Annotated in this window: 17 protein-coding genes; 11 read left to right on the plus strand and 6 right to left on the minus strand. The window is 75.3% G+C overall.

Annotation, left to right across the window (positions count from 1 at the left end; translation table 11 throughout):
• Positions 1-123: 123 nt before the first annotated feature.
• Positions 124-936: a hypothetical protein gene (locus ACFPK1_RS22825; RefSeq protein ID WP_378023250.1), complete on the minus strand. Its 813-nt coding sequence runs from the start codon at positions 934-936 to the stop codon at positions 124-126.
• A gap of 110 nt (positions 937-1,046) precedes the next feature.
• Positions 1,047-1,553 carry a hypothetical protein gene (locus tag ACFPK1_RS22830; RefSeq protein ID WP_378023251.1) on the minus strand — a complete coding sequence of 169 codons (507 nt, stop codon included), beginning with the start codon at positions 1,551-1,553 and terminating at the stop codon, positions 1,047-1,049.
• Positions 1,554-1,760: 207 nt separating this feature from the next.
• Between ACFPK1_RS22830 and ACFPK1_RS22835 the strand changes: the two genes are divergently transcribed.
• Both ACFPK1_RS22835 and galE read left to right on the plus strand, forming a co-directional pair.
• Complete coding sequence (locus ACFPK1_RS22835) at positions 1,761-3,116, plus strand: glutamate-1-semialdehyde 2,1-aminomutase (RefSeq protein ID WP_378023252.1); 1,356 nt, start codon at positions 1,761-1,763, stop codon at positions 3,114-3,116.
• Positions 3,113-4,105: a UDP-glucose 4-epimerase GalE gene (galE, locus tag ACFPK1_RS22840; RefSeq protein WP_378023253.1), complete on the plus strand. Its 993-nt coding sequence runs from the start codon at positions 3,113-3,115 to the stop codon at positions 4,103-4,105. The genes ACFPK1_RS22835 and galE overlap by 4 nt, the downstream gene beginning before the upstream one ends.
• Here the strand turns inward: galE and ACFPK1_RS22845 are convergent.
• Both ACFPK1_RS22845 and ACFPK1_RS22850 read right to left on the minus strand, forming a co-directional pair.
• On the minus strand, positions 4,080-5,024 hold the full coding sequence (locus ACFPK1_RS22845; RefSeq protein ID WP_378023254.1) for a polysaccharide deacetylase family protein: 945 nt from the start codon (positions 5,022-5,024) through the stop codon (positions 4,080-4,082). The two genes, galE and ACFPK1_RS22845, sit on opposite strands and share 26 nt — an antisense overlap.
• A gap of 23 nt (positions 5,025-5,047) precedes the next feature.
• Positions 5,048-6,229, minus strand: coding sequence for a GNAT family N-acetyltransferase (locus ACFPK1_RS22850; RefSeq protein WP_378023255.1), 1,182 nt, complete (start codon positions 6,227-6,229; stop codon positions 5,048-5,050).
• Between the two features lie 220 nt (positions 6,230-6,449).
• Between ACFPK1_RS22850 and ACFPK1_RS22855 the strand changes: the two genes are divergently transcribed.
• From ACFPK1_RS22855 to ACFPK1_RS22895, 9 genes are all read left to right on the plus strand, one after another.
• Complete coding sequence (locus ACFPK1_RS22855; protein WP_378023256.1) at positions 6,450-7,775, plus strand: nucleotide sugar dehydrogenase; 1,326 nt, start codon at positions 6,450-6,452, stop codon at positions 7,773-7,775.
• Positions 7,756-8,961: a glycosyltransferase family 4 protein gene (locus ACFPK1_RS22860; protein ID WP_378023257.1), complete on the plus strand. Its 1,206-nt coding sequence runs from the start codon at positions 7,756-7,758 to the stop codon at positions 8,959-8,961. The genes ACFPK1_RS22855 and ACFPK1_RS22860 overlap by 20 nt, the downstream gene beginning before the upstream one ends.
• 139 nt (positions 8,962-9,100) lie before the next feature.
• Positions 9,101-11,641 carry a hypothetical protein gene (locus tag ACFPK1_RS22865; RefSeq protein WP_378023258.1) on the plus strand — a complete coding sequence of 847 codons (2,541 nt, stop codon included), beginning with the start codon at positions 9,101-9,103 and terminating at the stop codon, positions 11,639-11,641.
• Between the two features lie 54 nt (positions 11,642-11,695).
• Complete coding sequence (locus tag ACFPK1_RS22870) at positions 11,696-13,276, plus strand: O-antigen ligase family protein (RefSeq protein ID WP_378023259.1); 1,581 nt, start codon at positions 11,696-11,698, stop codon at positions 13,274-13,276.
• Positions 13,273-14,391, plus strand: coding sequence for a glycosyltransferase family 4 protein (locus tag ACFPK1_RS22875; protein WP_378023260.1), 1,119 nt, complete (start codon positions 13,273-13,275; stop codon positions 14,389-14,391). Before ACFPK1_RS22870 ends, ACFPK1_RS22875 begins: the two co-directional genes overlap by 4 nt.
• A gap of 37 nt (positions 14,392-14,428) precedes the next feature.
• Positions 14,429-15,628 carry a glycosyltransferase gene (locus tag ACFPK1_RS22880; protein ID WP_378023261.1) on the plus strand — a complete coding sequence of 400 codons (1,200 nt, stop codon included), beginning with the start codon at positions 14,429-14,431 and terminating at the stop codon, positions 15,626-15,628.
• On the plus strand, positions 15,606-16,790 hold the full coding sequence (locus tag ACFPK1_RS22885; protein ID WP_378023262.1) for a glycosyltransferase: 1,185 nt from the start codon (positions 15,606-15,608) through the stop codon (positions 16,788-16,790). Before ACFPK1_RS22880 ends, ACFPK1_RS22885 begins: the two co-directional genes overlap by 23 nt.
• Positions 16,791-17,080: 290 nt before the next feature.
• Positions 17,081-19,249 (plus strand): heparinase II/III family protein, encoded by a 2,169-nt coding sequence (locus ACFPK1_RS22890; RefSeq protein ID WP_378023263.1) that lies wholly within the window; start codon positions 17,081-17,083, stop codon positions 19,247-19,249.
• 214 nt (positions 19,250-19,463) lie between these two features.
• Positions 19,464-21,473 (plus strand): lipopolysaccharide biosynthesis protein, encoded by a 2,010-nt coding sequence (locus ACFPK1_RS22895; RefSeq protein WP_378023264.1) that lies wholly within the window; start codon positions 19,464-19,466, stop codon positions 21,471-21,473.
• Between the two features lie 89 nt (positions 21,474-21,562).
• On the opposite strand, the gene ACFPK1_RS22900 is transcribed toward ACFPK1_RS22895, so the two are convergent.
• Both ACFPK1_RS22900 and ACFPK1_RS22905 read right to left on the minus strand, forming a co-directional pair.
• Entirely contained in the window at positions 21,563-22,594 is a 1,032-nt protein-coding gene (locus ACFPK1_RS22900; RefSeq protein ID WP_378023265.1) for a hypothetical protein, read from the minus strand.
• Positions 22,591-23,523: a polysaccharide lyase gene (locus tag ACFPK1_RS22905; protein WP_378023266.1), complete on the minus strand. Its 933-nt coding sequence runs from the start codon at positions 23,521-23,523 to the stop codon at positions 22,591-22,593. The genes ACFPK1_RS22900 and ACFPK1_RS22905 overlap by 4 nt, the downstream gene beginning before the upstream one ends.
• Between the last annotated feature and the right edge of the window lie 295 nt (positions 23,524-23,818).

Below are 23,818 nucleotides of genomic sequence, written 5' to 3' on the forward strand. Positions count from 1 at the left end.
CGCCGCCGCGCCCAGGACTCCAACTGCTCCCGTTCGTCCTCGGAGAGCACGATCGCCACCGGCGCAGGTCCACGAGCCATACCTCGAACCTAACAACCGCTGCCGAACTTCCGACTCAGGACACTAGATCCCGTCGAGCGCCTCGTCGAGCGCCTTGTCCAGCGCCGCGGCCACCGCCTCGCGCCGGTCGGCGTCGCGGCGCAGCGAGCGGGAGAGCTCGAGGTGCACGAACGCGGTCCCGGCCCGCGCCGCCGCGCGGCCCTGCACGTTCCGGCGGCCCAGCAGGTCGGCCCAGCGCTCGTCGTCGCCCTCGCCCACCCGCTCCCCCGCGTCCGCGAGCCGGTCCCGGACGGCCGCCAGCAGCGCGCTGTCCCCCGCCGCACCGGGCGAGAGCACGACGTCGACGCCGGCGCGGTCGGCGAACCCGTGCAGCTGGACCTGCGGCAGGCCCCGGCCCACGAGCACCGCGGCGACCCGGGAGAACGGCGCGTCGTCGCGGGACGACACGTCGGCGGGGCACTCGACGCGGTCGCGCGCCTCGGGCGGCGCGCCGGCGACCCGGTGGGCGCCCGCCTGCAGGTAGAGCACGCCGGGGCGGCGCTGCGCGAGGGCGAGCCCGACGTGCTCGGTGGCGAGGTCGGCGTTGGGGTGCGGGACCTCGACCACCGCGTCCGGCGCGGCCCGCAGCACGATCACCAGCCAGGCCCGCTCGTCGCCGGGATCGGAGGCGAGCAGCAGGCGGTCGCCCTCGCGGGTCGCCGCGAGCCCCAGGTCGGCCCCGGCCGCGGCCGCCGCGGCGCCGTCGCCGTGGGCCAGCGCGTCGCCCAGCGCGTCGAGGGCGGCGAGCTCGGGGCCCCGCGGCGGGCGGTAGGGCCCGTCACGGTGCATCACGCGCACGAGCCGGGCGATCCGCTGCGACACCCCGGATCCGCCCACCACGACGACTCTGCCAGGCGCCCTCGGGATGATCGCGGTGTCGGTGACGATCGCTGTCGGATCCGACACGGATCGTCACCCGGACGGCGGTCAGGCGCCCCCCGCGCCGGTCAGCGCACCGGCTGCGGCGGTCCCCAGACGGGGCGGGGCTCGGCGACCGGCGTGCCGGGCACGGGCTCGCGGCGGATCGGCGCGCGCCGCGGCGGCGGCCCCGCCGGCCCGTGCGGTCCCGACAGCCCGGGCGGCGGCACGGGCGGCGGCACCGTCGGCGGCGGCGCGAGCCCCGGACGGGGACCCGCCGGGCCCGGTGGCGGTGGCGGGGGCGTCGGGACCGCCCGGAGTCCCGGGACGCCGGCCTGCGCCGTCGGCGCGGCGGGCGATCCGGGCAGGACGGTGGTGGCGGTGGTGGGCGCGGGGTGCGCCGGGCCGCCGGCGAGGGTCGCGGTCACCGCGTCGGGGTCGGCGGCCACGGGCCAGGGCACCCGGCGCAGCGTGACGGCCGCCGAGCGGCGGTGGGAGCGCCGGGGCACCGGCTGGGCGGGACCGTCGTCGCGGCGCGCATGCCGCCCGGACGGCCGGGGTTCCGCTGCTCCGGGAGGTGCGACCGGTGCTGCCATGCGGACCAGTGTGGACGTCGCGGACGCCCGTTCTGGACCGGGGGACGGCCGTTGGGCCGACGGGGTGGCGGGCCGGTTCCCGCCCGTGACCCCGCGGAGCGGAGGATGGCGACACACCCTGTCCGGGACGGCGGGGCTCCCGCGCGGAGCAACGGCTTCGTCACCCTGGACGCGGTCACCTCCCGCCGACCAGGGAAGCTGAGGCCCATGACGTCTGCTTCGCCGACGCCGACACAGCTCGACTTCACCCAGTCCGCCCGCCTCCAGGCGCGGCTGCACGACCTCGTGCCGGGCGGCGCGCACACCTACGCGCGCGGGTCGGACCAGTACCCCGAGACGATGACGCCGATCATCGAGCGCGGCCGCGGGGCGCGGGTGTGGGACGCCGACGGCAACGAGTTCGTCGAGTACGGCATGGGCCTGCGCTCGGTGACGCTCGGGCACGCCTACGAGCCGGTGAACGCGGCCGTCCGCGAGGTCCTCGACCGGGGCATGAGCTTCTCGCGCCCGAGCCGCCTCGAGGTGGAGGCCGCCGAGGACTTCCTCGGCCTGGTCTCGGGCGCCGACATGGTCAAGTTCGCGAAGAACGGCTCCGACGCCACCACCGCCGCCCTCAAGCTCGCGCGCGCGGCCACCGGGCGCGACATGGTCGCCGTCGCCGACCAGCCCTTCTTCTCCACCGACGACTGGTTCATCGGCGGGACCCCGATGAATGCCGGCATCCCCGCCACCACGAAGGTGGGCACGCTCGGGTTCGTCTACAACGACCTCGACTCCCTGCGCGCGCTGTTCGCCGCGCACCCCGGACGCATCGCCGCGGTGTTCATGGAGGCCGCGGCGGCGCTGCACGAGCCGGCGCCCGGCTTCCTCGAGGGCGTGCGCGAGCTGTGCACGGCGCAGGGCGCGGTGCTGGTGTTCGACGAGATGATCACCGGCTTCCGCTGGTCGGCGCACGGCGCGCAGGCGGTCTACGGCGTCACGCCCGACCTGTCGACGTGGGGCAAGGCGATGGGCAACGGCTTCCCGGTCTCCGCGCTCGCCGGCCGCCGGGAGCTGATGGAGCTCGGCGGGCTGCGCACCGACGCCGACCGGGTCTTCCTGCTCTCCACCACCCACGGGCCGGAGACGGTGGGGCTCACCGCGTTCCGCGCCGTGGTCGAGGCCTACCGCCGCGAGGACCCGGTGGCCACCATGCGCCGCCAGGGCACCAAGCTCGCCGAGGCGTGCAACGAGGTCGTCGCGGCGGCCGGGCTCACCGAGTTCGTCGACGTCGTCGGCCACCCGGCGTGCCTCGTCTTCCGCACCCGCGACGCCGACGGGCACCCCTCGCAGCCGATGCGGACCGTGTTCCTCGCCGAGCTGCTGCGCCGCGGCGTGCTGGGGCAGTCGTTCGTCATCTCCGCGGCGCACACCGACGCCGACGTCGAGCACACCGTCGCCGCGGTGGCCGGCGCGCTGCCCGCCTACGAGAAGGCGCTCACCGACGGGCCGGAGGCGGTGCTCGAGGGCCGCCCGGTCGCCCCCGCGCTGCGCGCCTCGGCGGCACCGAGGCGGCTGAGGTGACCGCCGCGGGGGGACGCTGGCTCGTCACCGGCGGCGCCGGGTACATCGGCGCGCACACCGTGCGGGCGCTGCGGGCCCGCGGCGACGCGGTGGTGGTGCTCGACGACCTGTCGACGGGGCTGGCCGAGCGCGTCGACGACGACGTCCCGCTCGTGCGGGCGAGCACCCTCGACGAGGACACGGTGGCCGCGGCCCTCGCCGACCACGACCTCGACGGCGTCATGCACTTCGCGGCGCGCAAGAGCGTGCCCGAGTCGGTGGCCCGCCCGCTCTGGTACTGGCGCGAGAACGTCGAGGGCCTGCGCAGCGTGCTCGCGGCCTGCGACCGGGCCGGCGTCGGGCGGTTCGTCTACTCGTCGAGCGCCGCGGTCTACGGGGCCACGGCGGGCGGGGCGGTCGGCGAGGACGACCCGTGCGAGCCCGTGAACCCCTACGGCACCACCAAGCTCGCCGGCGAGTGGCTGCTCGCCGACGTCCACCGCGCCACCGGCCTGCGCTACGTCGCGCTGCGCTACTTCAACGTCGCCGGCGCCCGGGACGCGCGCCTCGCCGACCGGGGCCAGGCCAACCTCGTGCCGATCGCGCTCGACGCCGTCGCCCGCGGGAGCGCGCCGACGGTGTTCGGCACCGACTACGACACCCCCGACGGCAGCTGCGTGCGCGACTTCGTGCACGTCGACGACCTCGCCGACGCCCACGTCGCCGCCACCGCGCTGCTCGACGCGCCGTGCGCCGAGACGCTCAACGTCGGCGTCGGCCGGGGCTTCTCGGTGCTCGAGGTGATGGCCACCGTCGCGCGCATCGCGGACACCCCCGTCGAGCCGGTGCTCGCCGCGCGGCGCCCGGGCGACCCGGCCTCGGTGGTCGCGGACGTCTCCCGGATCGCCGAGCGGCTCGGCTGGCGCGCCCGCCACGACCTCGACGACATCGTCGCCTCCGCCTGGGAGGCGCGCAGGGCGCGCCTCAGCCCGTCGGCGCCAGCGTCCTGACGACCTTCTTCGCGAGCCCCGTGCCCTTGCGGGCGACCTTGCCGAACAGCTCGCCCACGTCGGTGAGCGGCGTGAGCACGACCCGATGCATCGCGTACGGCGGCTCGTGGGGACCGACGATGCCGGGCCGCGTGGTCACCGCGGCGCGGTAGCCCGCGGTGCGCGCGAGCTCCATCGTCTGCTGGTCGTAGTCGCCCGCGTTCCCGTTCGGGTAGGCGAGCAGGTCGACGGTCTGCCCGAGCCCGCTCTCGAGGGCGCGACGGCTCTCGACGAGCTCCTCGCGCTGGGTGTCGGCGTCCTCGCGGGCGAGGATCGGGTGGGTGACGGTGTGCGAGCCGACGCCGTGCCCGGTGGCGGCGAGCGCCCGCGCGCCGGCCCAGTCGAGGAACATCGGCGCGCGCTCGGGCGGCGGCGGGGCGATGCGCTCGGCGATGCGCGCGACCGCCTCGACGCGCGTGGCGCGGTCGACCAGCTTGAGCTCGTCCTTGAGCGCGGCCTGCGCGCCGAGCCGCGCGGCCGGCGTCGTGAGGTCGTGGGTGCGCCCGGCCCATTCCAGCGAGCTCGCCGTGCACCGGTCGAACGCGTCGGCGAGCTCCTCCCACCAGGCGCCGATGCGCCCGGAGAGGATGTCCGAGACCAGGAAGAACGTGCCGTGCATGCCGCGCCGGTCGAGGGCGGGCACGGCGGCGTCGAGCCAGTCGGCGTAGCCGTCGTCGAAGGTCAGCGCCACCGCCCGCGGCGGCAGTGAGCCGCCGGCCGCGAGCGTGTCGACGGCCTCGGACAGCGGGACCACGGTGGCGAGCTTGTCGATCGCCGCGAGCTGGCGGTCGAACCCGCGACGCCCCGCACCCGGGTCCGCCGGGTAGAACGGCGTCGGGTCGATGTTGTGCCAGCCGAGCACGAGGAGTCGTCGACTCATGGCGTTCGACGGTATCGGCACGCTCAGCGCCTGCGCGTTCCGGGCATCCGGGCCAGCACCGGACGCGCGGCGTCGCGCAGGCGCGCGCGCAGCTCCGGCGAGAGCCCGTCGGTGGCGCGGCGGACGCCGGCGTCGACCTGCGCGAGCAGGCGGGTCGGGTCCAGCGCGCCCGCGACGACCAGCGTCTCGACCGCGCGCTCGTCGGTGGCGAAGCGCGCCTTGTAGGTCTCGCCACCGAGCAGCAGGTCGTACTCCTCGGCGCCCTCCTCGATCGCCTCGCGCACCGTGTGCGCCATGAGCACGAGACCGACGCTCTTCTCGGCCCACTCCGGGTCGAAGCCCGCCTGGAAGTACGCGTAGCGCCCGCCGATCCGCCAGGCGTAGAGCGCCGCGACGGCGGTCCGGTCTCCTGGGGTCGAGCTCCGCTCCCCTATCGGCGTGCTGTGCTCATTCCCGTCTCCCGGGACCTCGAGGAACGACATCCGCAGCCAGCCGCGCTCCAGCGCCGCGGCGGCGAAGTCGGCGTGGAACGCGTGCACGGTGGGGCTCGTGATCGTCGAGCCGCCCTCGCGCTCGTCCCAGCGCAGGTTGTGCAGCCGGAAGAACTCGGCGACGTCGGCGGCGACCTCGCCCGGCGACGACGTCGCGCGCACCTTCGCGCCCAGACCGTCGACCAGCGCGCGCTCCTTGCGCCGCACCTGCTGGCGGAAGTTGCGGCTGCGCGCGCCGAGGAACGAGTCCCACGTGTGCCCGGTGAGCGGCACGAACGGCATGACGCCGCCGCGCAACCGGGTCGCCGCGACGCGTCCGCGCAGGCCCTCGCCCAGCGCCGGGACCCACGCCGCTCCGGCGTCGACGTTGTGCAGGACGACGGCCTCGCGCCCCAGCGCGCCGGCCGCGGCGCGGGCGACCTCGGCCTCGCGTCCCGCCGCGGCCACCGGCGCGAAGCGGTCGCCGACGTTCGCGCCGGCGAAGCGCACGGTCCGTCCCGAGCGGCACAGCGGCAGCAGCCCGGCGAGGCTTCCGTCCGCGTCGCGCACCCGCACCACGAACGGGGGCGCGTCCTGCCCGTAGTGCCGGGCGTAGGCGGCGTACCACTCCGGGGACACGAAGGCGTTGCCCGCGGCCTCGGCCAGGGCGCGCCACTCGTCGGTCAGGCCCGGCTCGTCGGCGGGATCGGCGAGGATCTCGACGTCACGGCTCACCCGGCCGAGGCTAACGGGCGGCATCCGGCGCATCCGGGGGCCAACCTCCCCGGCCGCCGGACGTCCTCCTATCGGTGAGCGAATCCTCAGTGTCGGGTCCCGGCGCGCTGCCCGACGGCGATGCCGCCGAATGCCGTCGGTACCGTTGGTCCAGCCCGGCGTGCGGTTCGCTCCCCATCGGCCCGCCGCGACCCCGACCCTTCTGCGAGGACTCCCTGCGATGAAGGTCAGTGTCTTCGGTCTCGGTTACGTGGGCACCGTGAGCGCCGCCTGCCTGGCCACGGAGGGCCACGACGTCATCGGCGTCGACGTCAACCCGGCCAAGCTCGCGATGATCGGTGACGGTCGTACCCCGGTCGTCGAGGAGCGGATCGGCGACATCGTCGCCGAGGTCGTCGCCTCCGGCCGGCTCACGGTCACCGACGACGTCGCCACCGCGATCCACGCCACCGACCTGTCGCTCATCTGCGTCGGTACCCCGTCGGCGCCCAACGGCAGCCTCGACACCACCTACCTGCAGCGCGCCGCCCGCGAGATCGGCGAGGCCCTGGCCTCCCGGGACCCGGACGCCGGCCGCCACACCGTGGTGTTCCGCTCGACGATGCTGCCGGGCACCTGCCTGGGCGTGCTCGTGCCGATCCTCGAGGAGGCCTCGGGGCTGGTCGCCGGGCAGGACTTCGGGGTCGCGGTGAACCCCGAGTTCCTGCGCGAGGGCTCGAGCGTCAAGGACTTCTACGACCCGCCCAAGACCGTGGTCGGCGAGCTCGATCCCGCGAGCGGCGACGCGGTGCTGTCGCTCTACGCCGGACTGGGCGCCCCGGAGTTCCGGGTCGAACCGCCGGTGGCCGAGATGACGAAGTACGTCGACAACACGTTCCACGGCCTCAAGATCGGCTTCGCGAACGAGATCGGCGCGCTGGCCCGCGAGCTCGGCGTCGACTCCCACGACGTCATGGAGATCTTCCTGTCCGACACGAAGCTGAACATCAGCCCGGCGTACCTGCGCCCGGGCTTCGCGTTCGGCGGCTCGTGCCTGCCCAAGGACCTGCGCGGGCTGGTGCACGCCGCCCGCCGGCACGACGTGCGCGTGCCGATCCTCGAGAACGTGCTCCCGTCCAACGACGAACACATCCAGCGCGCGTTCGAGCACGTCGCGGCCACCGGCAAGCGCCGGGTCGGCGTGTTCGGCCTCGCGTTCAAGGGCGGCACCGACGACCTGCGCGAGAGCCCGCTGGTCGAGCTGTGCGAGCGGATGCTCGGCAAGGGCTACGACCTGCGCATCTACGACCCCGCGGTCGTCGAGTCCGCGCTGCTCGGCGCCAACCGGGCCTTCATCGAGGCCCACCTGCCCCACCTGCGTGACCTGCTCGTCGACTCCGTCGCGGACGTCGTCGACCACGCCGAGGTCCTGGTCGTCGGGAAGGCGGACGACGACGTCCGCGAGGCCCTCGGCCACGGCACCGCGGCGCCCGTGATCGACCTCGTCCGGCTGCCCGACGCCGCGGCGCGTCGCCAACAGGAGGGATATGTCGGCCTTGCCTGGTAGAGCCCTGATCATCGTCGAGAACCTCTCGGTCCCCTTCGACCGGCGGGTCTGGCAGGAGTGCCAGACCCTCACCGGGCACGGGTGGGAGGTCGAGGTGATCTGCCCGCTCGGCACGAAGCGGGACACCGAGACCGAGGTCGTCATCGACGGCGTGCGGATCCACCGGTACCCGCTCGAGGCGGCGACCGGCGGCCCGCAGGGCTACCTCAAGGAGTACGGCACCGCCCTCTGGCACACCAACCGGCTGATCAAGCGCATCCAGAAGCGCGCGCCGGTCGACGTGGTGCACCTGTGCAACCCGCCGGACCTGCTGTTCCTGCCCGCGCTGCGCGCGAAGGCCCGCGGCGCCCGCGTCATCTTCGACCAGCACGACCTGGTCCCCGAGCTCTACCTCTCGCGGTTCCGCGAGAAGAAGGACTCGATGTACTGGGGGATGCGCCTGCTCGAGTGGGGCACCTACCGCACCGCGGACACGGTGATCGCCACGAACGAGAGCTACCGCGCCGTGGCCACCGGCCGCGGGCGGGTGCCGGTCGAGGACACGTTCGTGGTGCGCAGCGCACCGGCCGTCGAGCGGTTCGCGCTGCGTGAGCCCGAGCCCGCGCTGGCCCGGGGCCGCGAGCACCTCCTCTGCTACCTCGGGGTCATGGGCCCGCAGGACGGGGTCGACTACGCGATCCGCGCCCTGGCCGACCTCGCCGAGCGCCGCGACGACTGGCACGCGGTGTTCATGGGCACCGGCGACGCCTTCGACGACGTCGTCGCCCTCGCACACGCCTACGGGCTCGACGACCGGGTGTCGTTCACCGGCCGCATCCCCGACGAGGACGTGCTGCGCCATCTGTCCACCGCGTCGGTCTGCCTCGCGCCGGACCCGCGCAACCCGCTCAACGACGTGTCCACCATGAACAAGATCATGGAGTACATGGCGATGGGGCGGCCGGTGGTGTCGTTCGACCTGGTCGAGGCGAGGGTCTCGGCCGGGGAGGCGGCGGTCTACGCCCGACCCAACGACGTCGGCGAGTTCGCGGGCCTGGTGTCCGAGCTGCTCGACGACCCCCGTCGCCGCGCGGCGATGGGCGAGATCGGCATGGAACGCGTGTCCGGGCCGCTGTCCTGGACCAACTCGGAGAAGGAACTGCTGGCCGCCTACGAGTCGGCCATGCGGAACCGTCAGAGCACCTGAGCGATGACCAGCTCCGTCGACGACCCGTCCGCGGGCCCCTCGACGGGCGCAGCACGGCGGTCGCCTTGATCCACCACCGTAGGATGCCCACCGGCGTCCCCGGGGGGCGACACGCCGACGACCGGACGAAAGGCACGTCATGAGCCCGCTCCAGATCCAGTGGGATCGCATCCGCCGCCGGTGGGTGCTGATCCTCGTCATCGGCATCGTGGCGGCAGCCGGCTCGCTGGGGGCCTCGCTCCTGCAGGGATCGACCTACACCGGCCGGTCGGCGCTGACCATCGTGTCCCAGGACCGCGCGCCCGAGCAGGACACCGTCCTCGCCCAGGGCTACGCCGACTACTTCAACCAGGCGTCGTCGCAGCAGCAGCTGCGCCAGACCGCCGGTGTGCCCGACTCCGTCGGCCTCAACGCCCGCATCGCCGCGGCCAGCCCGATCGTGTACATCGAGGCCGTCGCGGACAGCCCCGAGGTCGCGTCCGAGTCGGCCACCAAGATGGCCGTCGCCCTGCGCGACGACGTCAACTCGAGCCTCGGCGGCGACGCCCAGCAGCAGCAGCTGAACACGCTCAACACGCAGCTCGCCGCGGCCCAGCGCGCCAACAACCAGGGTGAGATCAGCCGGCTGCAGGAGCAGATCAACGACATCCAGGGCCGCAGCACCAACCAGCTGCAGGACCTCCAGCTCAACGCCGGTGTCGTCTCCAACCCGACCAACGCGGCCCGCAACGCCGGCGCCGCCCTGATCGGTGGTCTCGTGCTCGGCGCGCTGCTCGCGATGGCGCTGGGCCGCTTCGAGAACCGGATCGTGACGCCGAGCGAGGTCCGCGACCGCCTCGGCCTGCAGGTGCTCGCCGTCGTCGGCGGCAAGCGCCGCTCCGGTGACAACGCCCGCAACGAGATGCTGCGCGCGCTGATGGGGCTCACCAACGCCCACGGCATGCCGACCCCGGGCTCGCTCGCGATCACCGGCCCGGTCACGGCCCGCGCGTCGAAGACCCGCGTCGCCGTCGCCCTCGCCGGCCTGCGCGCCCTGCAGGGCCAGACGACGCTGCTGGTCCAGGCCGACCTCGAGAGCGACGCCGGCGGCTCCACCGAGCTGGCCTCGATGTCCGGCGTCGCCGACTTCCTCGCCGAGCGCGGCGACAGCCGCATCGACGGCAAGGTGTTCTCCAACGGCCGGGCGCTGCTCGTCTCGCCGCGGGGCAGCAAGCGCGACGACCTGTTCGCGCTGTACTCCCGCTCGCACGTCTCGCGCCTGCTCGGCCAGGGGGCCATGCTCGCCGACCTGGTGATCATCGACGCCCCGCCCGCCGAGAGCGTCGAGGGCCAGGTCGTCTGCTCCGCCGCCGACCGCTCGCTGCTGGTGGTCGAGGAGGGCGAGACCCGCTCCCGCGACGCCTCCAACGCGCTCGACTCGCTGGCCCGCGCCGGCGGCACCGCGCTCGGCGTGGTGCTGGTGCGCAACCCCGGCCAGCTCGTCGACCCGGGCTTCCTCGCCGAGCGCAACTGGACCCCCGCGCGCCTGCCCGCGGGCCCGGTGCCGGCCGCGCGTCCCGTGGGCGGCCCGGCGGGGCCCGCCGGCCCGGCCGGTCCCGGTGCCCCCCCGCCCGGTGGCCCGCGTCCCGCGCAGGTCCCCCCGGCCGACCGCACCGCCCCGATCTCCCGCGAGAAGCTCGAGGAGGCCCGCGCCGCGATGGGCGCCGGTGCCGCCGCGGGCGCGGCGGCGGGTGCCGCCGGTGCCGGTGCCGCCGAGGGCAGCAACGGCGCGACCGTGAACGGCGCGAAGCCCACCAACGGCACCGCGGTGCGCGGCGCGGCGGCCCCGTCGGGGCAGCCCGCGCAGGGCACCAACGGCAGCTCGGGCCCCCGCCCGGAGCAGGCGTCGGGCCGTCCGGCCAAGCCCGCCACCGGCGCCTCGGGCTCCGGTGCCCCGTCCGCCCCGTCCGGCGCCGCCCCCGCGGGCGGCAGCCAGGGCGCCAAGCCCTCCCCCGGCGCGAAGCCCTCGCCCGGTGGGTCGGCGAGCTCGGGTACCGCGGGCGCCAAGCCCTCGTCCGGCCCGGCGGGCCCGGCCGCCCCGACCGCCCAGGGTGGCTCGTCGCAGGGCCCGTCCGGTCCGGCCCAGGGCAACCAGGCCACCCAGGCCGGTGCGCCCAAGCCCGCGGGCGGCGCGCCGCAGCCCGGTCCCGGCAGCCCCGCCACCGAGGCGCCCGGGGTGAGCGTCCACACGCGCCGCGGTGCCGGCGCCAAGCCCTCCCCGAGCCCGAAGCCCACCCCCGGCGGTGCCGGCGGTGCCGGCGGTGCCGGCGGCGGCCCCAAGCCGACCGGCCCGCAGCCGGGCGCCAACCCCGGCGCCGGCCCGTCCGCCTCCGGCCCCTCCTCGTCGGGCCCGAGCGGCCCGGCCGGTGCCCGGCCCGCCGGTGCCCCGTCGGCGGGCGCCCCCAAGTCCGGCGCCCCCAAGTCGAGCCCGAAGAGCCCGAAGGCCGACGGCGCCTCGGCGTCGCCGAGCTCGCCCCCCGGGGCGAAGCGGGTCGGCACCGCGCGGTTCACGCGCAGCTCCGCCCCCGCCGGTGCGGGTGCGGGCGTGAAGGACGGCGACAAGAAGTCCTCCGACGCCTCGTCGGGCCCGCACACCGGCGGTCTCTCCGCCCCCACGGTCACGCTGCGCACGGAGAAGTGACACCCGGGGCGACCCCCGGGCGACCGGGACCGGCGACCTGAGACGGAGAACTGAGTGAGCCTGCTGACCGGACGCTTCCGAGGGTCCTCGCGCCGTGACCTCGTCGTCGGCGCCGTCGCGGTCGTCGTCGTCCTCGGTCTCGCGGTCAGCGCGCCGAGCGACGTCGGCGTGCTGCTGGCCGGTGGCGCCGTGGCCGCCGGCGTCGGGCTCCTCGCGCTGGGCAACCCGTTGCTGGCGCTGCTGCTGGTGTTCGGGGCGAGCTTCCTGCGGACACCGCAGAAGGAGTTCGTCTCGATGGAGGCGCTGACGCCCTGCTTCTACGCGATGGTGCTGGCGCTGGCGATCGCGGTGGCCCAGCGCGCCCGGGAGCTGCCGCGCCTCGGGGCCGTCGAGTGGCTGATGACGACCTACATCGTCTGGAACATCCTCTCGATGTTCCTGCCCCACGAGTACGAGGCGATCGACCCGATCACGGGCGCCTCGATCGACGTGTGGCGCTGGATCTTCGGCGGCGTGCTGCTGCCGCTGGTGGTCTACGTGGTCGCCAAGGCCGTCCTCACCGACGAGAACGCGGTGAAGTGGGTCCTCTGGATCACCGTCGCGATGGCCGCGTACTCGGCGTGGGTCAGCATCATGCAGTTCCACGGCCCGGACTGGGCGGTGTGGCCGTCGTACATCGTCGACTCGCCGAACTGGAAGGGCCGCGCCAACGGCGTGTTCAACCAGCCCGTCGTCAACGGGATGATCCTGGTGATGGGCTACGTGGTCAGCCTGTTCCTGGCCTCGCGCCCCGACACCCCGCGCTGGCTGCGCTGGGGCCTGTGGGGCCTCGCCGCGGCGTGCGCCTACTCGGTGTACCTCACCCACACCCGCGCGTCGCTGCTCGCGCTGGTCGTCGTGGTGGGCCTGGGCATCGTGTTCGCGAAGCACTGGCGCCGGGCGTTCGTGGTCTCCGGGCTGCTCGGCCTCGCGGGTGTGGCCGCCAACGCCGCGACGTTCTTCTCCGACGACCGCTCCGCGGGCGGCATCGGCTCGTCGAACGAGGTCTACGACCGGCTCAACATCATGGCGACGTCGCTGCGCGCCGTGGCCGAGCACCCGTTCGTCGGCATCGGCATCGGCCGCTTCCAGACCTACAACACCTGGGAGCACACCGTGTGGTCCCAGGAGATCGACTGGAACCGCGGGCTGGGCATCATCTCGCACGAGAACGAGCTGGGCATCGCCGCCGAGCTCGGCATCCCGGGCCTGCTGATGTGGCTCGGCATCCTGGTGACCGTGTTCTGGGCGCTGTGGCGCGCGCTGCACGAGCTGCCGGAGAACTCGTTGCTCGGGCGCCCGCTGGCGCTGGTCGGCGGCATGGCGATGGTCGTGCTCGTGGTCAACGGCGTCACCGTCGACCTGCGGCTGCTCGACTTCGCGTCGATGATGCCGTTCCTCTACGCCGGCATGGTCGTCGGCCAGCTCGACCGGTTCCGCGAGGGCCGCTGGGTGGCCCGGCCCGGTGCCGCGGGCAGCGGCCTGCCCGGCGGGATGACGCCCGCCGAGGTCGCCGCCTGGCACGACGAGCACCCCCGCGAGGAGAAGACCCCGGGCACCGGCGGGCCGCGCGGTGGCCTCGTGGGCGCCCCGTGAGCGGACCCGGCCGCACCAGGCCGCCCCGCACGCTCTGGGTCTCCACGAGCACGCGCACGCAGGGCGGCATCGCCACCTGCGTGCGCACGCTCGCCGCCACCGGGCTCTGGGAGCGCTGGGGCGTGCGGCACGTCGCGACCCACCGTGACGGCTCGCGGGCCGATAAGGCGATGGCGTTCGCGTCGGGCCTCGCGCGCTACACCGCGACGATGCTGCTGCGCCGCCCCGACCTCGTGCACATCCACATGTCGTCGGCCGGCAGCTTCGTGCGCAAGGCCGCGCTGGCGTGGCTCGCCTACCTCCTCGACGTGCCGGTCGTCCTGCACGTCCACTCCGGGCGCTTCCACCTCTTCCACGACCGCGCGCCCGCACCGCTGCGGCGAGTGATCGCCGCGACGCTGACCCGCGCGGACGTCGTCATCGCCCTCGGCGAGCTGATGCGCACCCGGCTCGCGCGGATCGCGCCGGACGCGCACCTGACCTCGCTGCCCAACCCGGTGCGCCTCTCCCCGGTGACCCGCCGGCCCGCGGGTGCGGCGCCGCACGTCGTCTTCCTCGGGCGCATCTGGGACAAGAAGGGCGCGTTCGCGCTGATCGAGGCGTGGGCGAAGTCGTCCGGCGGGGAGTCCGGCGGCCACCTGACGATGGCCGGTGACGGCGAGCACGAGCGCGCCCGCACCCTGGCCCGCGACCTCGGCGTCGCCGACTCGGTGACCGTGCACGACTGGCTCTCCGCCGACCAGGTCGCGGAGCTCCTCGCGAGCGCCGACGTGCTCGCGCTGCCCTCGGAGAACGAGGGCCAGCCGATGGTCGTGCTCGAGGCCATGTCGCGGGGGCTGGCGGTGCTCGCCACCGAGGTCGGCGGCATCCCCGAGCTCGTCACCGACGGCGTCGAGGGCCTCCTCGTGCCCCCGCACGACGCCGGCGCGCTGGCCGACGCGCTCGGTGAGCTGCTCGGCGACGAGGCTCGCCGGCGTGCGCTCGGGGAGGCCGGGGCCGCCCGGGCGCGCGACGAGTTCGCCGCCGACGCGGTCGCCGCGCGCATCGAGGGCCTCTACCACGCGGTGCTGGCCGCCCACGGGCACCCGGTTCCGGGACCCGGAGCGACGCGGTGACTACTCTCCGCGTCATGATCGAGCCTACGGTCACCGCGTGAGACGGCCCCGCCGCCCGGTGCGGCCTCACGGCCCGCTGCGGGTCCTGTTCGTCGTCCCCACCCTGGCCGTCGGCGGCGCGGAGCGCCACGCGTCGACGCTGCTCGCCGGTCTCGACCAGGACCGGTTCGCCGGCTCGCTGGTCTGCCTGCAGGACGGCGGGATCGGCACCAACTGGACCGAGCTCCAGGCCGCGGGCGTCCCCGGTGTCGAGTTCCGCCGGAGCCGCCGCGACATCCCGGGCATGCTCGTCGACCTCGTGCGCCACCTGCGCCGCGAGCGCCCCGACGTCGTGATCCTGCGCGGCTTCAACGCCGAGACCCTGGGCCGTGTCGCCGGTGTGCTGGCCGGTGTGCCGCGGCTCGCGGTGTGGGTGCACAACTGCGGCGACGTCACCCCGCACGGGCGGCTGCGGCGCACCGTCGACGGGCTGCTCGCGAAGGTCACCGACGCGGTCTACGGCGTCGCGCACGCCCAGCTCGGCTACATCACCGGCGAGCTCGGGCACGACCGCGACAAGGTCCGGATCGTGCACAACGGCACGGACCTGGGCTTCACCACGCCCGAGCGCGCGGGCCGCGACACCGCGCTCGCCCACGAGCTGGGCATCGCCGACGACGAGCTCGTCATCGGCACCGCCGCGGTCATGCGCCCCGAGAAGGACCAGGCGACGCTGCTGCGCGCGTTCCGCCGGGTCGCCGACCGGCGCGACGACGTGCGGCTCGTGATGGCCGGCGACGGCCGCGAGCGGCCTCGCCTCGAGGCCCTGGTCGACGAGCTGGACCTGCGCGAGCGCGTGCTCTTCCTGGGCCACCGCGACGACGTCCCGCGCCTGCTGCGGGTCTTCGACGTGTTCACACTGAGCTCGAAGACCGTCGAGTGCTTCCCGATGTCGGTGCTCGAGGCCATGAGCGCCTCGCTGCCGGTCGTGTGCACCGACGTCGGCGGGGTGCCGGAGATGGTCGAGGACGGCGTCACCGGACGTGTCGTGCCCCGCGAGGACCCCGAGGCGCTCGCCACGGCGTTCCTCGACGTGCTCGCCGACCCCGAGCGCGCCCGGCGGATGGGCCTGGCGGGCCGCGCGCGGGTGCGCGAGGAGTTCACCCTGCAGCGTTCGATCGAGCGCGCGCAGGCCGTCATCGAGGAGACCGCCGGGCGTCCCGTGCGGGAGACCGGTGCCCTCGCGGCCGGGCGCTGAGGGCGGGCCCCTGCGGGTCACCCTCGTCCTCGACGTCGCCGCGGTCGGCGGCGCCGAGATCGTCCTGCGCAACACGTTCGCGCACCTCGACCCGGCGCGGGTCGTCACCGACGTCGTCTGCCTGCGCGAGCCCGGGCCCCTGGCCGGCGACTTCCGCGCCGTCTCCGACGGGGTCACCGTGCTGCCGCGCGGTGGCCATCACCGTCTTGACCGCCTCGACCGCGCCGGGCTCGGGCGCATCCCGCGGCTGGCCCGCCACTTCCGGGCGCGGGGCACGGACGTCGTCGTCGTCTCGCACCACCACCGCGCCGCGCTGACCCTGGCCCGGGTGGCGGCGGTCCTCAGCGGGCGGACGAGGTCGGTCGTCGCCGCCCACGACATGGACCTCACGCGCGTCGGCTCCCGGGTGCTGCCCCGCTACGTCGTCGAGACGCTGTTCCTCAGCGCGGGACTGGCGCTGCTCGCGCCGAGCCAGGGGCGCTACCTGCACGACGAGGAGGGCGTCGGGCGGTCCTGGCGCAGCCGCGCCCGCGAGTTCCTCGTGCCCAACGGCATCCCCGCCCCGGAGCCCGAACCGCCCGGCCGCCGCGCGGAGGTCCGCGCGGAGCTCGGCGTCGAGGACGACGACGTCGTCGTGCTCATGGTGGCGCGCCTCTCGCGGCAGAAGGCGCACGAGGTGATGATCGACGCGCTCGCCCGCGCCGCGCACCCGAAGCTGCGCCTGGTGGTCGTCGGCGACGGCACCCGGCGCGCGGAGCTCGAGGACCTCGTCGCCGAGCGGGGCCTCGAGAAGGCCGTCACGTTCCTCGGCCTGCGCCGCGACGTGCCCCGGCTGCTCGCCGGCGGGGACGTGTTCGCGCTGTCCTCGGTGCACGAGGGCGTCCCGATCTCGGTGATCGAGGCGATGACCCAGGGCCTGCCCGTCGTCGCGACCGACGTCGGCGCCCTGCGCGACCAGGTCACCGACGGCGTCGACGGCTTCCTCGTCGGCTCGGGCGACGCGGCGGCCCTGGGCGAGCGCCTGGTGCGCCTCGCCGACGACCCGGCCCTGCGCGCCGAGCTCGGCCGCCGGGCCCGGGAACGCGCGAGCGCCGAGTTCACGATCGAGAACACGGCAGCGGCGTTCACGGACATGGTCGAGGCGGTCGCGCGGCGGTCGTAGGTCGGTCGGTGGCAGGTCGTGGGTCGGCCGGTGGCAGGTCCGGCCGGTGGCAGCGAACGTGCTGTTCGCTGCTTCTAGGCGCGCAAAGTCCCCGTTCGCTGCGGGGTCGGCAAGCCCCGCCCGTGATCACGAGCACCTGGTGCACGCGGATCCGCGGCGCAAGGTGCACCACGTGCTCCTGATCTCCCCGCCCACCGCCTCATCTCCCGCCCACACCCCGCCGACGACCCGGCCCACACCCGCCCGGGCCCGCCGCGGGCGCCCCGGACCGCGCCGCCTACCGTTTCCCCATGCCCGGTCTGCACTCCCTCGCCCCGGCGAAGGTCACCTGGTACGCCCGGCGGCTGCGCTCGATGGGCCCGCGGGAGGTCGCCGACCGGGCGCTGACCGTCGGCGCCACCGCCGCGCGCCGGGTCACCGGCGACCACGAGCCCGACGACGCGACCCTGCTCGGGCGCGCCGACCCCGACTGGGCGGCCCTGCTCGGCGACTTCCGCGCCGGCACCGCCCGCCCGGTGCTCCTGGACCGCGCCAGCGCCGCCGCCGTCGCCGCCGCGCACCCCGAGGCGGTCAAGGAGCTGCTCGCCGCCGCCGACCGGGTGCTCGAGCACCGCTTCACGTTCTTCGCGCACCCCGAGGCGCGCTACGACGGCCCGGTCGACTGGTCGTACGACCCGCTCGCGGACGTCCGCTGGCCCGCCCTCCCGTCGCACGCGATCAACCACCGCGCAGGGCACGGCGAGCCGAAGTGGATCTGGGAGCTCAACCGCCTCCAGCACCTGCCGTGGCTCGCGCAGGCGTGGCTCCTGACCGGCGACGAGCGCTACGGCACCGAGGCCCTCGACCAGCTCGAGGCCTGGATCGCCGCCAACCCGCCCGGGCGCGGCATCGCCTGGCGGGGGGCGTTCGAGATCGGCGTGCGCGCGATCTCGGTGCTCGTCGCCCTGCAGGGCCTCGCCGACCACCCCGCGCTGACCCCCGAGCGCTACCGGCGCGCGGTGCGGATGCTCGCCGCGGGCGCCCGGCGCTGCTGGCGGGACCGCTCGAAGCACAGCTCCGCCAACAACCACCTCGTCGGCGAGCTCGCCGGCCTCGCCACCGTGGCGATCCTCCTGCCCGAGCTCGCCTCCGCGGCCCGCTGGGAGCGCGACGCGGTCGACGCCCTGGCCGTCGAGGCCCGCCGCCAGATCCTCCCGGACGGCGTCGGCGCCGAGCAGGCCGTCGGGTACCAGGTCTTCACCGCCGAGCTCCTCGCCGTCGTCGCCCTGCTGCGCCGCCTCGACCCCGGCCACGCGCCGACCGCCGCCGACGGGACGCTGCTCGCCGCGATCGGGCGCTCGGCGGGCCACCTCGCCGACCTCGTCGGCACCGGCGACCCGACCCCCCGCACCGGTGACGACGACGAGGGCTTCGCGCTGCGCCTCGACCCCGCGCCGACCCGCGAGGTCCGCCCGCACCTCGCGCTCGCCGCGGCCCTCACCGGCCTGCCGGCCGCGCGGCGGGCGGGGACGTCCGACCTGACGTCGGCGTGGATCGCGGCGCGGCTCGGGACGAAGGACACCACCGGCGCCTGGGAGCCCGGCTCCGCCCACGCCGCCGACGGCGGGCTGGCGATCCTGCGCTCCGGGCGGCGCCGGGTGCTCGTCGACGTCGGGCCGCTGGGCTACCTGTCGATCGCCGCGCACGGGCACGCGGACGCGCTGGCCGTCGGCGTCGCGGTGGACGGGCACGACCTCGTCGGCGACCCCGGCACCGGCAGCTACTTCGCCCACCCCGACTGGCGCACCGCGCACCGCTCCACCCGCGCGCACGCCACGGTCGCGGTGGACGACGCCGACCAGTCGGTGATGGGCGGCCCGTTCCTCTGGACCGAGCACGCCGGAGTCCGCGTGCGCGACGTCGACCTCGCCGCCGGCCGCGTCGACGCCGAGCACGACGGCTACCGGCGCCTCGAGGTGCCCGTCGTCCACCGCCGCGTGGTCGACGCCCCGCCGGACGACGACGTGGTGCTCGTCGTGGACGTGCTCTCCCCCGTGGGGGAGGGCGGCGAGCCCGTCCCCCCCGTCCGCACGACGTGGCCGCTGCACCCCGACCTGGCCCTGGACGAGACGGTCGACGGCACCGTGGTGGCCCGGCGCGACGGCGAGCCCGTGCTGCGGATCGTCACCTCCGCCTCGGCCCCGGCGTCCGGCTGGCGCCTGCGCGGGGGCGACCCCGGCGCGGGTGAGCTCGGCTGGTGGTCCGAGCGCCTCGAGCAGCGCCGCCCGTGCTGGTTCGTGGGCGCGCAGGTCGCCGCGACCCGGGCCGAGCCCGTGATCGTCGCCACCCTGCTCGTCACGGGCGCGGCGGCGGACCGCCCGGCCCCGTCCCCGATCGTCGACCCGGGCCGCGACGGCGCCGTGCGCGTGCACTGGACGGGCTCGACCGGCCCGCGCGCGACGGTCGTGGGGTCACGCTGAGCGGGATCCGGGAGTGCTCTCCCGTCCCCGATACGATGGGGCGTCGCGCCCGTCCCGGGCGCGGCGCCGCGGACGTGTCCGGTGACCGGACGCCCCCGCCGGCCACGGCAGCCATGACGGGTCGATGACGCAGCCTCCCGAGAGCGACGGGACCACCGGTCGGGGTCGCCCCCACGGCACTCCCGGGCACGCTCAGCCCGGCATCGGGCAGGCCATGCCCGAGGCGGAGGTCGACCCCCCGTCGGAGGGCGGCGCCTCCCCGCAGGAGGAGGCCCCGGACGAGCACAACCCGTCGCTGCAGGGCCTCGGGAGCCGGCTGCGGCGCGGGGCGCAGTTCGCCGCCGTCGCCCTGATCTTCACCCAGCTCATCTCGCTGATCCAGACGGTGTTCGTCGCCCGGCTGCTGACGGTCGAGGAGATCGGCGTCTTCACCGCGGGCACGCTGTTCGCGAACTTCGCGGTGACCATCGCCGACGGCGGCATGCGCGCGGCGCTGATCCAGCGCGAGGAGGACGTCGAGCGGGCCACCGAGACCGCGTTCTGGGCGAGCCTGTTCACCGGCATCGTCATGGCCGGCGCCACCCTCGCCGCGTCGCCGCTGATGGCGATGTTCTTCGACGACGACCGGATGGTCGGCCTCGTGTGCGCGGCGACGTGCGGCACGCTGCTCATCCACTCGCTGGTGAACGTGCCCGAGGCGCTGCTGCAGCGGCGCTTCAACTTCAAGCGCCGCCTCATCGTCGACCCCCTGACGGCGGGGTCGTTCGCGGTCGTGACGGTGACGCTCGCGTTCGCCGGCTTCGGCGTCTGGGGCATGGTCATCGGCCTCTACGCCTCGCAGCTCGCGACGCTGATCTCGTGCTGGGTGATGTGCAAGTGGCGCCCCGGCAGGACCCGGCCGAGCTACCGCATCTGGCGCGAGCTGGCCGGCTTCTCGTTCCCGCTGATCGTCTCGAACCTCACCGACCGGTCCCGCGACCTCGTCCAGCAGGGCCTCATCGGGCGCACGCTCGACGTGGGCGCCCTCGGTCAGTACCGCTACGGCCGCCGGATCGGCGTGCTGCCCGGCACGGCGATCATCCAGGTCGCCTCGTACGTGCTCTTCCCGGCGTTCTCGCGCATCGCCTCGGACGCGAAGCGCTTCCACGACGGCTTCCTGCGCAGTCTGCGGGCGCTGTGGACGGCGACGATGCCGTTCTCGGCGATGCTCATCGCGCTCGGCCAGCCGATGATCGTCGTGCTCCTCGGCGAGGAGTGGCGCCCCGCCGGCCTGTTCGTCGCGGCGATGGCGGGCTTCGGGCCGGGCGCCGCGATGAGCGCGATCGGCATGGAGTCGATCAAGGGCGCGGGCAAGAGCCGGCGCATCCACGTCCTCACCGCCCTGTCGATCGTGGTCGGCGTCGGCGGGCTCATCGCGCTGCTGCCGCTCGGGCTGGTCGGCGTCGGCATCGCGGTGTCGATCGACGCCGCCCTGGGCGGGTTCGTCAGCCTCGTGCTCGCGCGCGACCTCGCGAAGGTGTCGTGGCGCGAGCTGTTCCGCGTGCTGGTGCCGGCGCTCGTCGCGGCCGCCGTCGCCGGGGTGGCCGTCGGCTTCCTCGAGCACACGGTCGTCCACGCGGACCAGCTGCCGATCCTGCTGGGCCTGCTCGCGCTGGCCGGCGAGACGCTCCTGCTGCTGGCGATCTTCGCCGGCGTGCTCTACCTCATCGACCCGAGCTCCCTGCGCGAGATCCTCTCGGCGGTCCGCAAGCGCCGCAAGGGCGGGGACGACGACGAGCAGGGCGCCGAGGCCGCCGAGCCGGAGCCCGACGACGAGCCCGTCGGCTGGCGCCGGGACCTGCTCGACGCCCCGACCGTCGTCCTCCCGCTGTCCTTCCTCGGCGACGACGTCAGCACCACCCAGGTGCCCCGCCGTCCCGGGCCGCCGCCGGGGCCACCCCGCCCGCCGGTGCCGCCCCGGGGCCCCACCCCGCCGCCGCACGGCCCGCTGCTCGACCCGCCGACGACGGCCCTGGACCCGGTGTCGTCGCTCGACGCCCCGACCACGGCCGTCCGGGCGACGGCCGAGCCGGACCACGCCGACGGGAACGACCACGCGAACGGCAACGGCAACGGCAAGCCGCGGCGCCTCGTGTCGGTCGTGACGCGCCGCCAGGGCCGCCGGGGCCCGTCGGACGGCGAGCACGACGGAGCCGACGGGCACGACGAGCGCGGCGACGCCTGAGGGCCCCTCGCACCCCACGCGCCGCCGCGCTCGCCCCGGGTGGGCGAGGGACGCCCTGGCTGCCTCCCACGCACCCGGGGACGCCCTCGCTACACCGCTCCGCACCCTGGCGGCGCGCCGCCCGTGCCGTCGGCGAACGGTCCGGCGCACGGCGCGCGGCGGGGTCCGCCCAGCGGGCCGCCGCCGGGCGTGCCCGGGGTGTTGTTGTCGACGAGGTCGAGCTGGGCGAACAGCTCGCGCATCTGGTCGGAGCCGATGTTCGGGAGCTCCTCCTGGGCGCCGGCCTGCACCGACAGCGAGTTGGTGGTGGTCCCCGAGGTGTCGTCGACGACGTAGGCACCGTAGGTCTGCATCGCCTCGGCGATCTTCCTGACATCGGGGTCGGTGATGCCGGACAGGTCGGCGTCGGGCGGGACCGCCATCAGCGAGCCCATCTTCACGCCGGGGTGCTGCCCGCCGTAGGCGTCCTCGTAGTACCCGTCGGCCTTGGTCGCCGGCCAGCGGAAGCCCCGGTCGGCGGTGCTGCAGCTGCGCTTGCAGTTCAAGCTGATCTTCAGCGCGTGCCGGATCGGCGCCTCGCCCGAGACCTCGCCGACGCGCACGCTGCCGCCGAGCCCCGAGAGCCCGGAGCCGCCGTGGCAGCCGGGCAGTCCGTCGGAGGTCAGCGAGACCTCCGGCCAGCCGTGCTCGTAGGACGGGTCGCCGCCGGCGTCGAGCTTCAGCGGCTGGCCCTGGATGACGTTCTGCCGGGTGCCGTCGTCGACGAGGAACGTCGAGCAGTGGTTCCAGGAGCCGTCGGCGGTCAGCTCCGGGTCGGTGTGCACCTTCACCTCACGGCCGTCCGCGTCGAGCGTGCGCACCGGGAACGACGGGTCCACCGAGATGTCCTCGATGTCGAGGTAGACCTCGCCGACCCCGCTGTCGAAGGGCACGTAGCGCGCCTGCGTCGACAGCGGCAGGTTCCACGGGGAGTCCCACGCGAAGGGCTGGAGGTACAGGTCGCGGACGGGCCCGGTCCCGGCCGGGTCGGCCGCCACCGCGTCGGGAGCCCCGAGCACCGGCCCGCCGAGGACCCCGACGACGGCGAGCAGCGCGGTCGCGAGCAGGCGTGCCCCCCTCACGGCGCCGTCACCCGGAGCCCGTCCATGGTCAGGCTGACCGTGCCGGTGGAGCTCGTGCTGCGGTAGATGCCCTGCTTGAGGTAGTTCTCGCCGTCGACCATGGTCGCCCGGTTGGTGCGCTGCACGGTCTGCTGCCCGTTCTCCCACGCCTCGACGAACCCGGTGCCCGCGTTCCTCGAGAACTTCACGTGCAGCACGTAGTCGACCCACTCACCGCGGCGGATCGGGCCGATCGTGCGCCGCGGCGCCGACCGGACGCCGTCCCCGCCGATGTCGACCGTGCCCTTGCTGAGGTCGATCGCCAGCGGCGGCGAGCCCGACGCGCTGTGCCACTGCAGGATGATGAAGAAGCGGCCCTTCACGTCCGGCATGTCCTGCGGGTACTGGACCGACCACTCGTACCAGCGCTCGTCGCCCTCGTGCACCAGCGCGCCGGGCGCGTTGGACTGCACCTCGCTGCGCTCGCCCCCGCCGAAGTTGGGCACGTCGCCGGGCTTCACCGTGAAGCGCGCGGCGTGCTGCCCCTGCCGCACGTCCGGGGCGTCGGTGATCGTCATGTTCGCGTTGCCGCGGCCCACGCCGCGGCAGCCCCCGTTGACCAGCTTCGACTGGCACACGCCCCACTGGCTGAAGTCGCCGGTCTCCCAGTCGCCGAGGAAGACCTGGTTGCCGCCGACGGTGACCCCGCCGCGGGTGCTCGCGAACTCCCCGCCGCCGGCGCCCGCCCCGACACCCACGTCCACCCCCACGCCGCCCGCACCGACCTCGACACCCACCGAGGGGCCGTCCGGCTCCGTCGGCGGGGTGGGCTCGGACGCCCAGGCGGCCGCCTCCGTCGCCGAGACCGACAGCGCGAGCAGCAGTGCCGCCGCGATGCGGGTCCCTCGTCGCGTCCCGCCCCGTGCCGAGACGCTGGTGCCGTTCTTCACGCGTACCCCTCCAGACCGTCGACCGTCAGACACTCACCGCTCGCCGCAGAAGGAGCAGTGATGCCGTCCGTTCGTCGCATCTAGACGACCACTCGTCGCCATCGATCACAATTACACGGGCAGATGAGGCAGGAGGGCACGATGAGGCGGCAGTGACTGCTGTGAATGGCGGGTACTGCGCCCGGTTCGCCACGTTCGGGGCGCCGTCGTCACCAGAACGTGGATCGCGAGGCGACACCGTGGTCCGTCACGGCCTCAGGGCGGCCGATCGGGCGAAGACCCCTCGGCGGTAGCG

It is taken from the genome of Actinomycetospora rhizophila, assembly GCF_042657905.1.
Taxonomy (GTDB): Bacteria; Actinomycetota; Actinomycetes; order Mycobacteriales; family Pseudonocardiaceae; genus Actinomycetospora; species Actinomycetospora rhizophila.

Coding starts and splice junctions, on each gene's coding strand:
- ACFPK1_RS22830 (WP_378023251.1), bottom strand. CDS start 1,553: ATGGCAGCACCGGTCGCACCTCCCGGAGCAGCGGAACCCCGGCCGTCC.
- ACFPK1_RS22835 (WP_378023252.1), top strand. CDS start 1,761: ATGACGTCTGCTTCGCCGACGCCGACACAGCTCGACTTCACCCAGTCC.
- ACFPK1_RS22845 (WP_378023254.1), bottom strand. CDS start 5,024: ATGAGTCGACGACTCCTCGTGCTCGGCTGGCACAACATCGACCCGACG.
- ACFPK1_RS22855 (WP_378023256.1), top strand. CDS start 6,450: ATGAAGGTCAGTGTCTTCGGTCTCGGTTACGTGGGCACCGTGAGCGCC.
- ACFPK1_RS22860 (WP_378023257.1), top strand. CDS start 7,756: ATGTCGGCCTTGCCTGGTAGAGCCCTGATCATCGTCGAGAACCTCTCG.
- ACFPK1_RS22865 (WP_378023258.1), top strand. CDS start 9,101: ATGAGCCCGCTCCAGATCCAGTGGGATCGCATCCGCCGCCGGTGGGTG.
- ACFPK1_RS22890 (WP_378023263.1), top strand. CDS start 17,081: ATGCCCGGTCTGCACTCCCTCGCCCCGGCGAAGGTCACCTGGTACGCC.
- ACFPK1_RS22895 (WP_378023264.1), top strand. CDS start 19,464: ATGCCCGAGGCGGAGGTCGACCCCCCGTCGGAGGGCGGCGCCTCCCCG.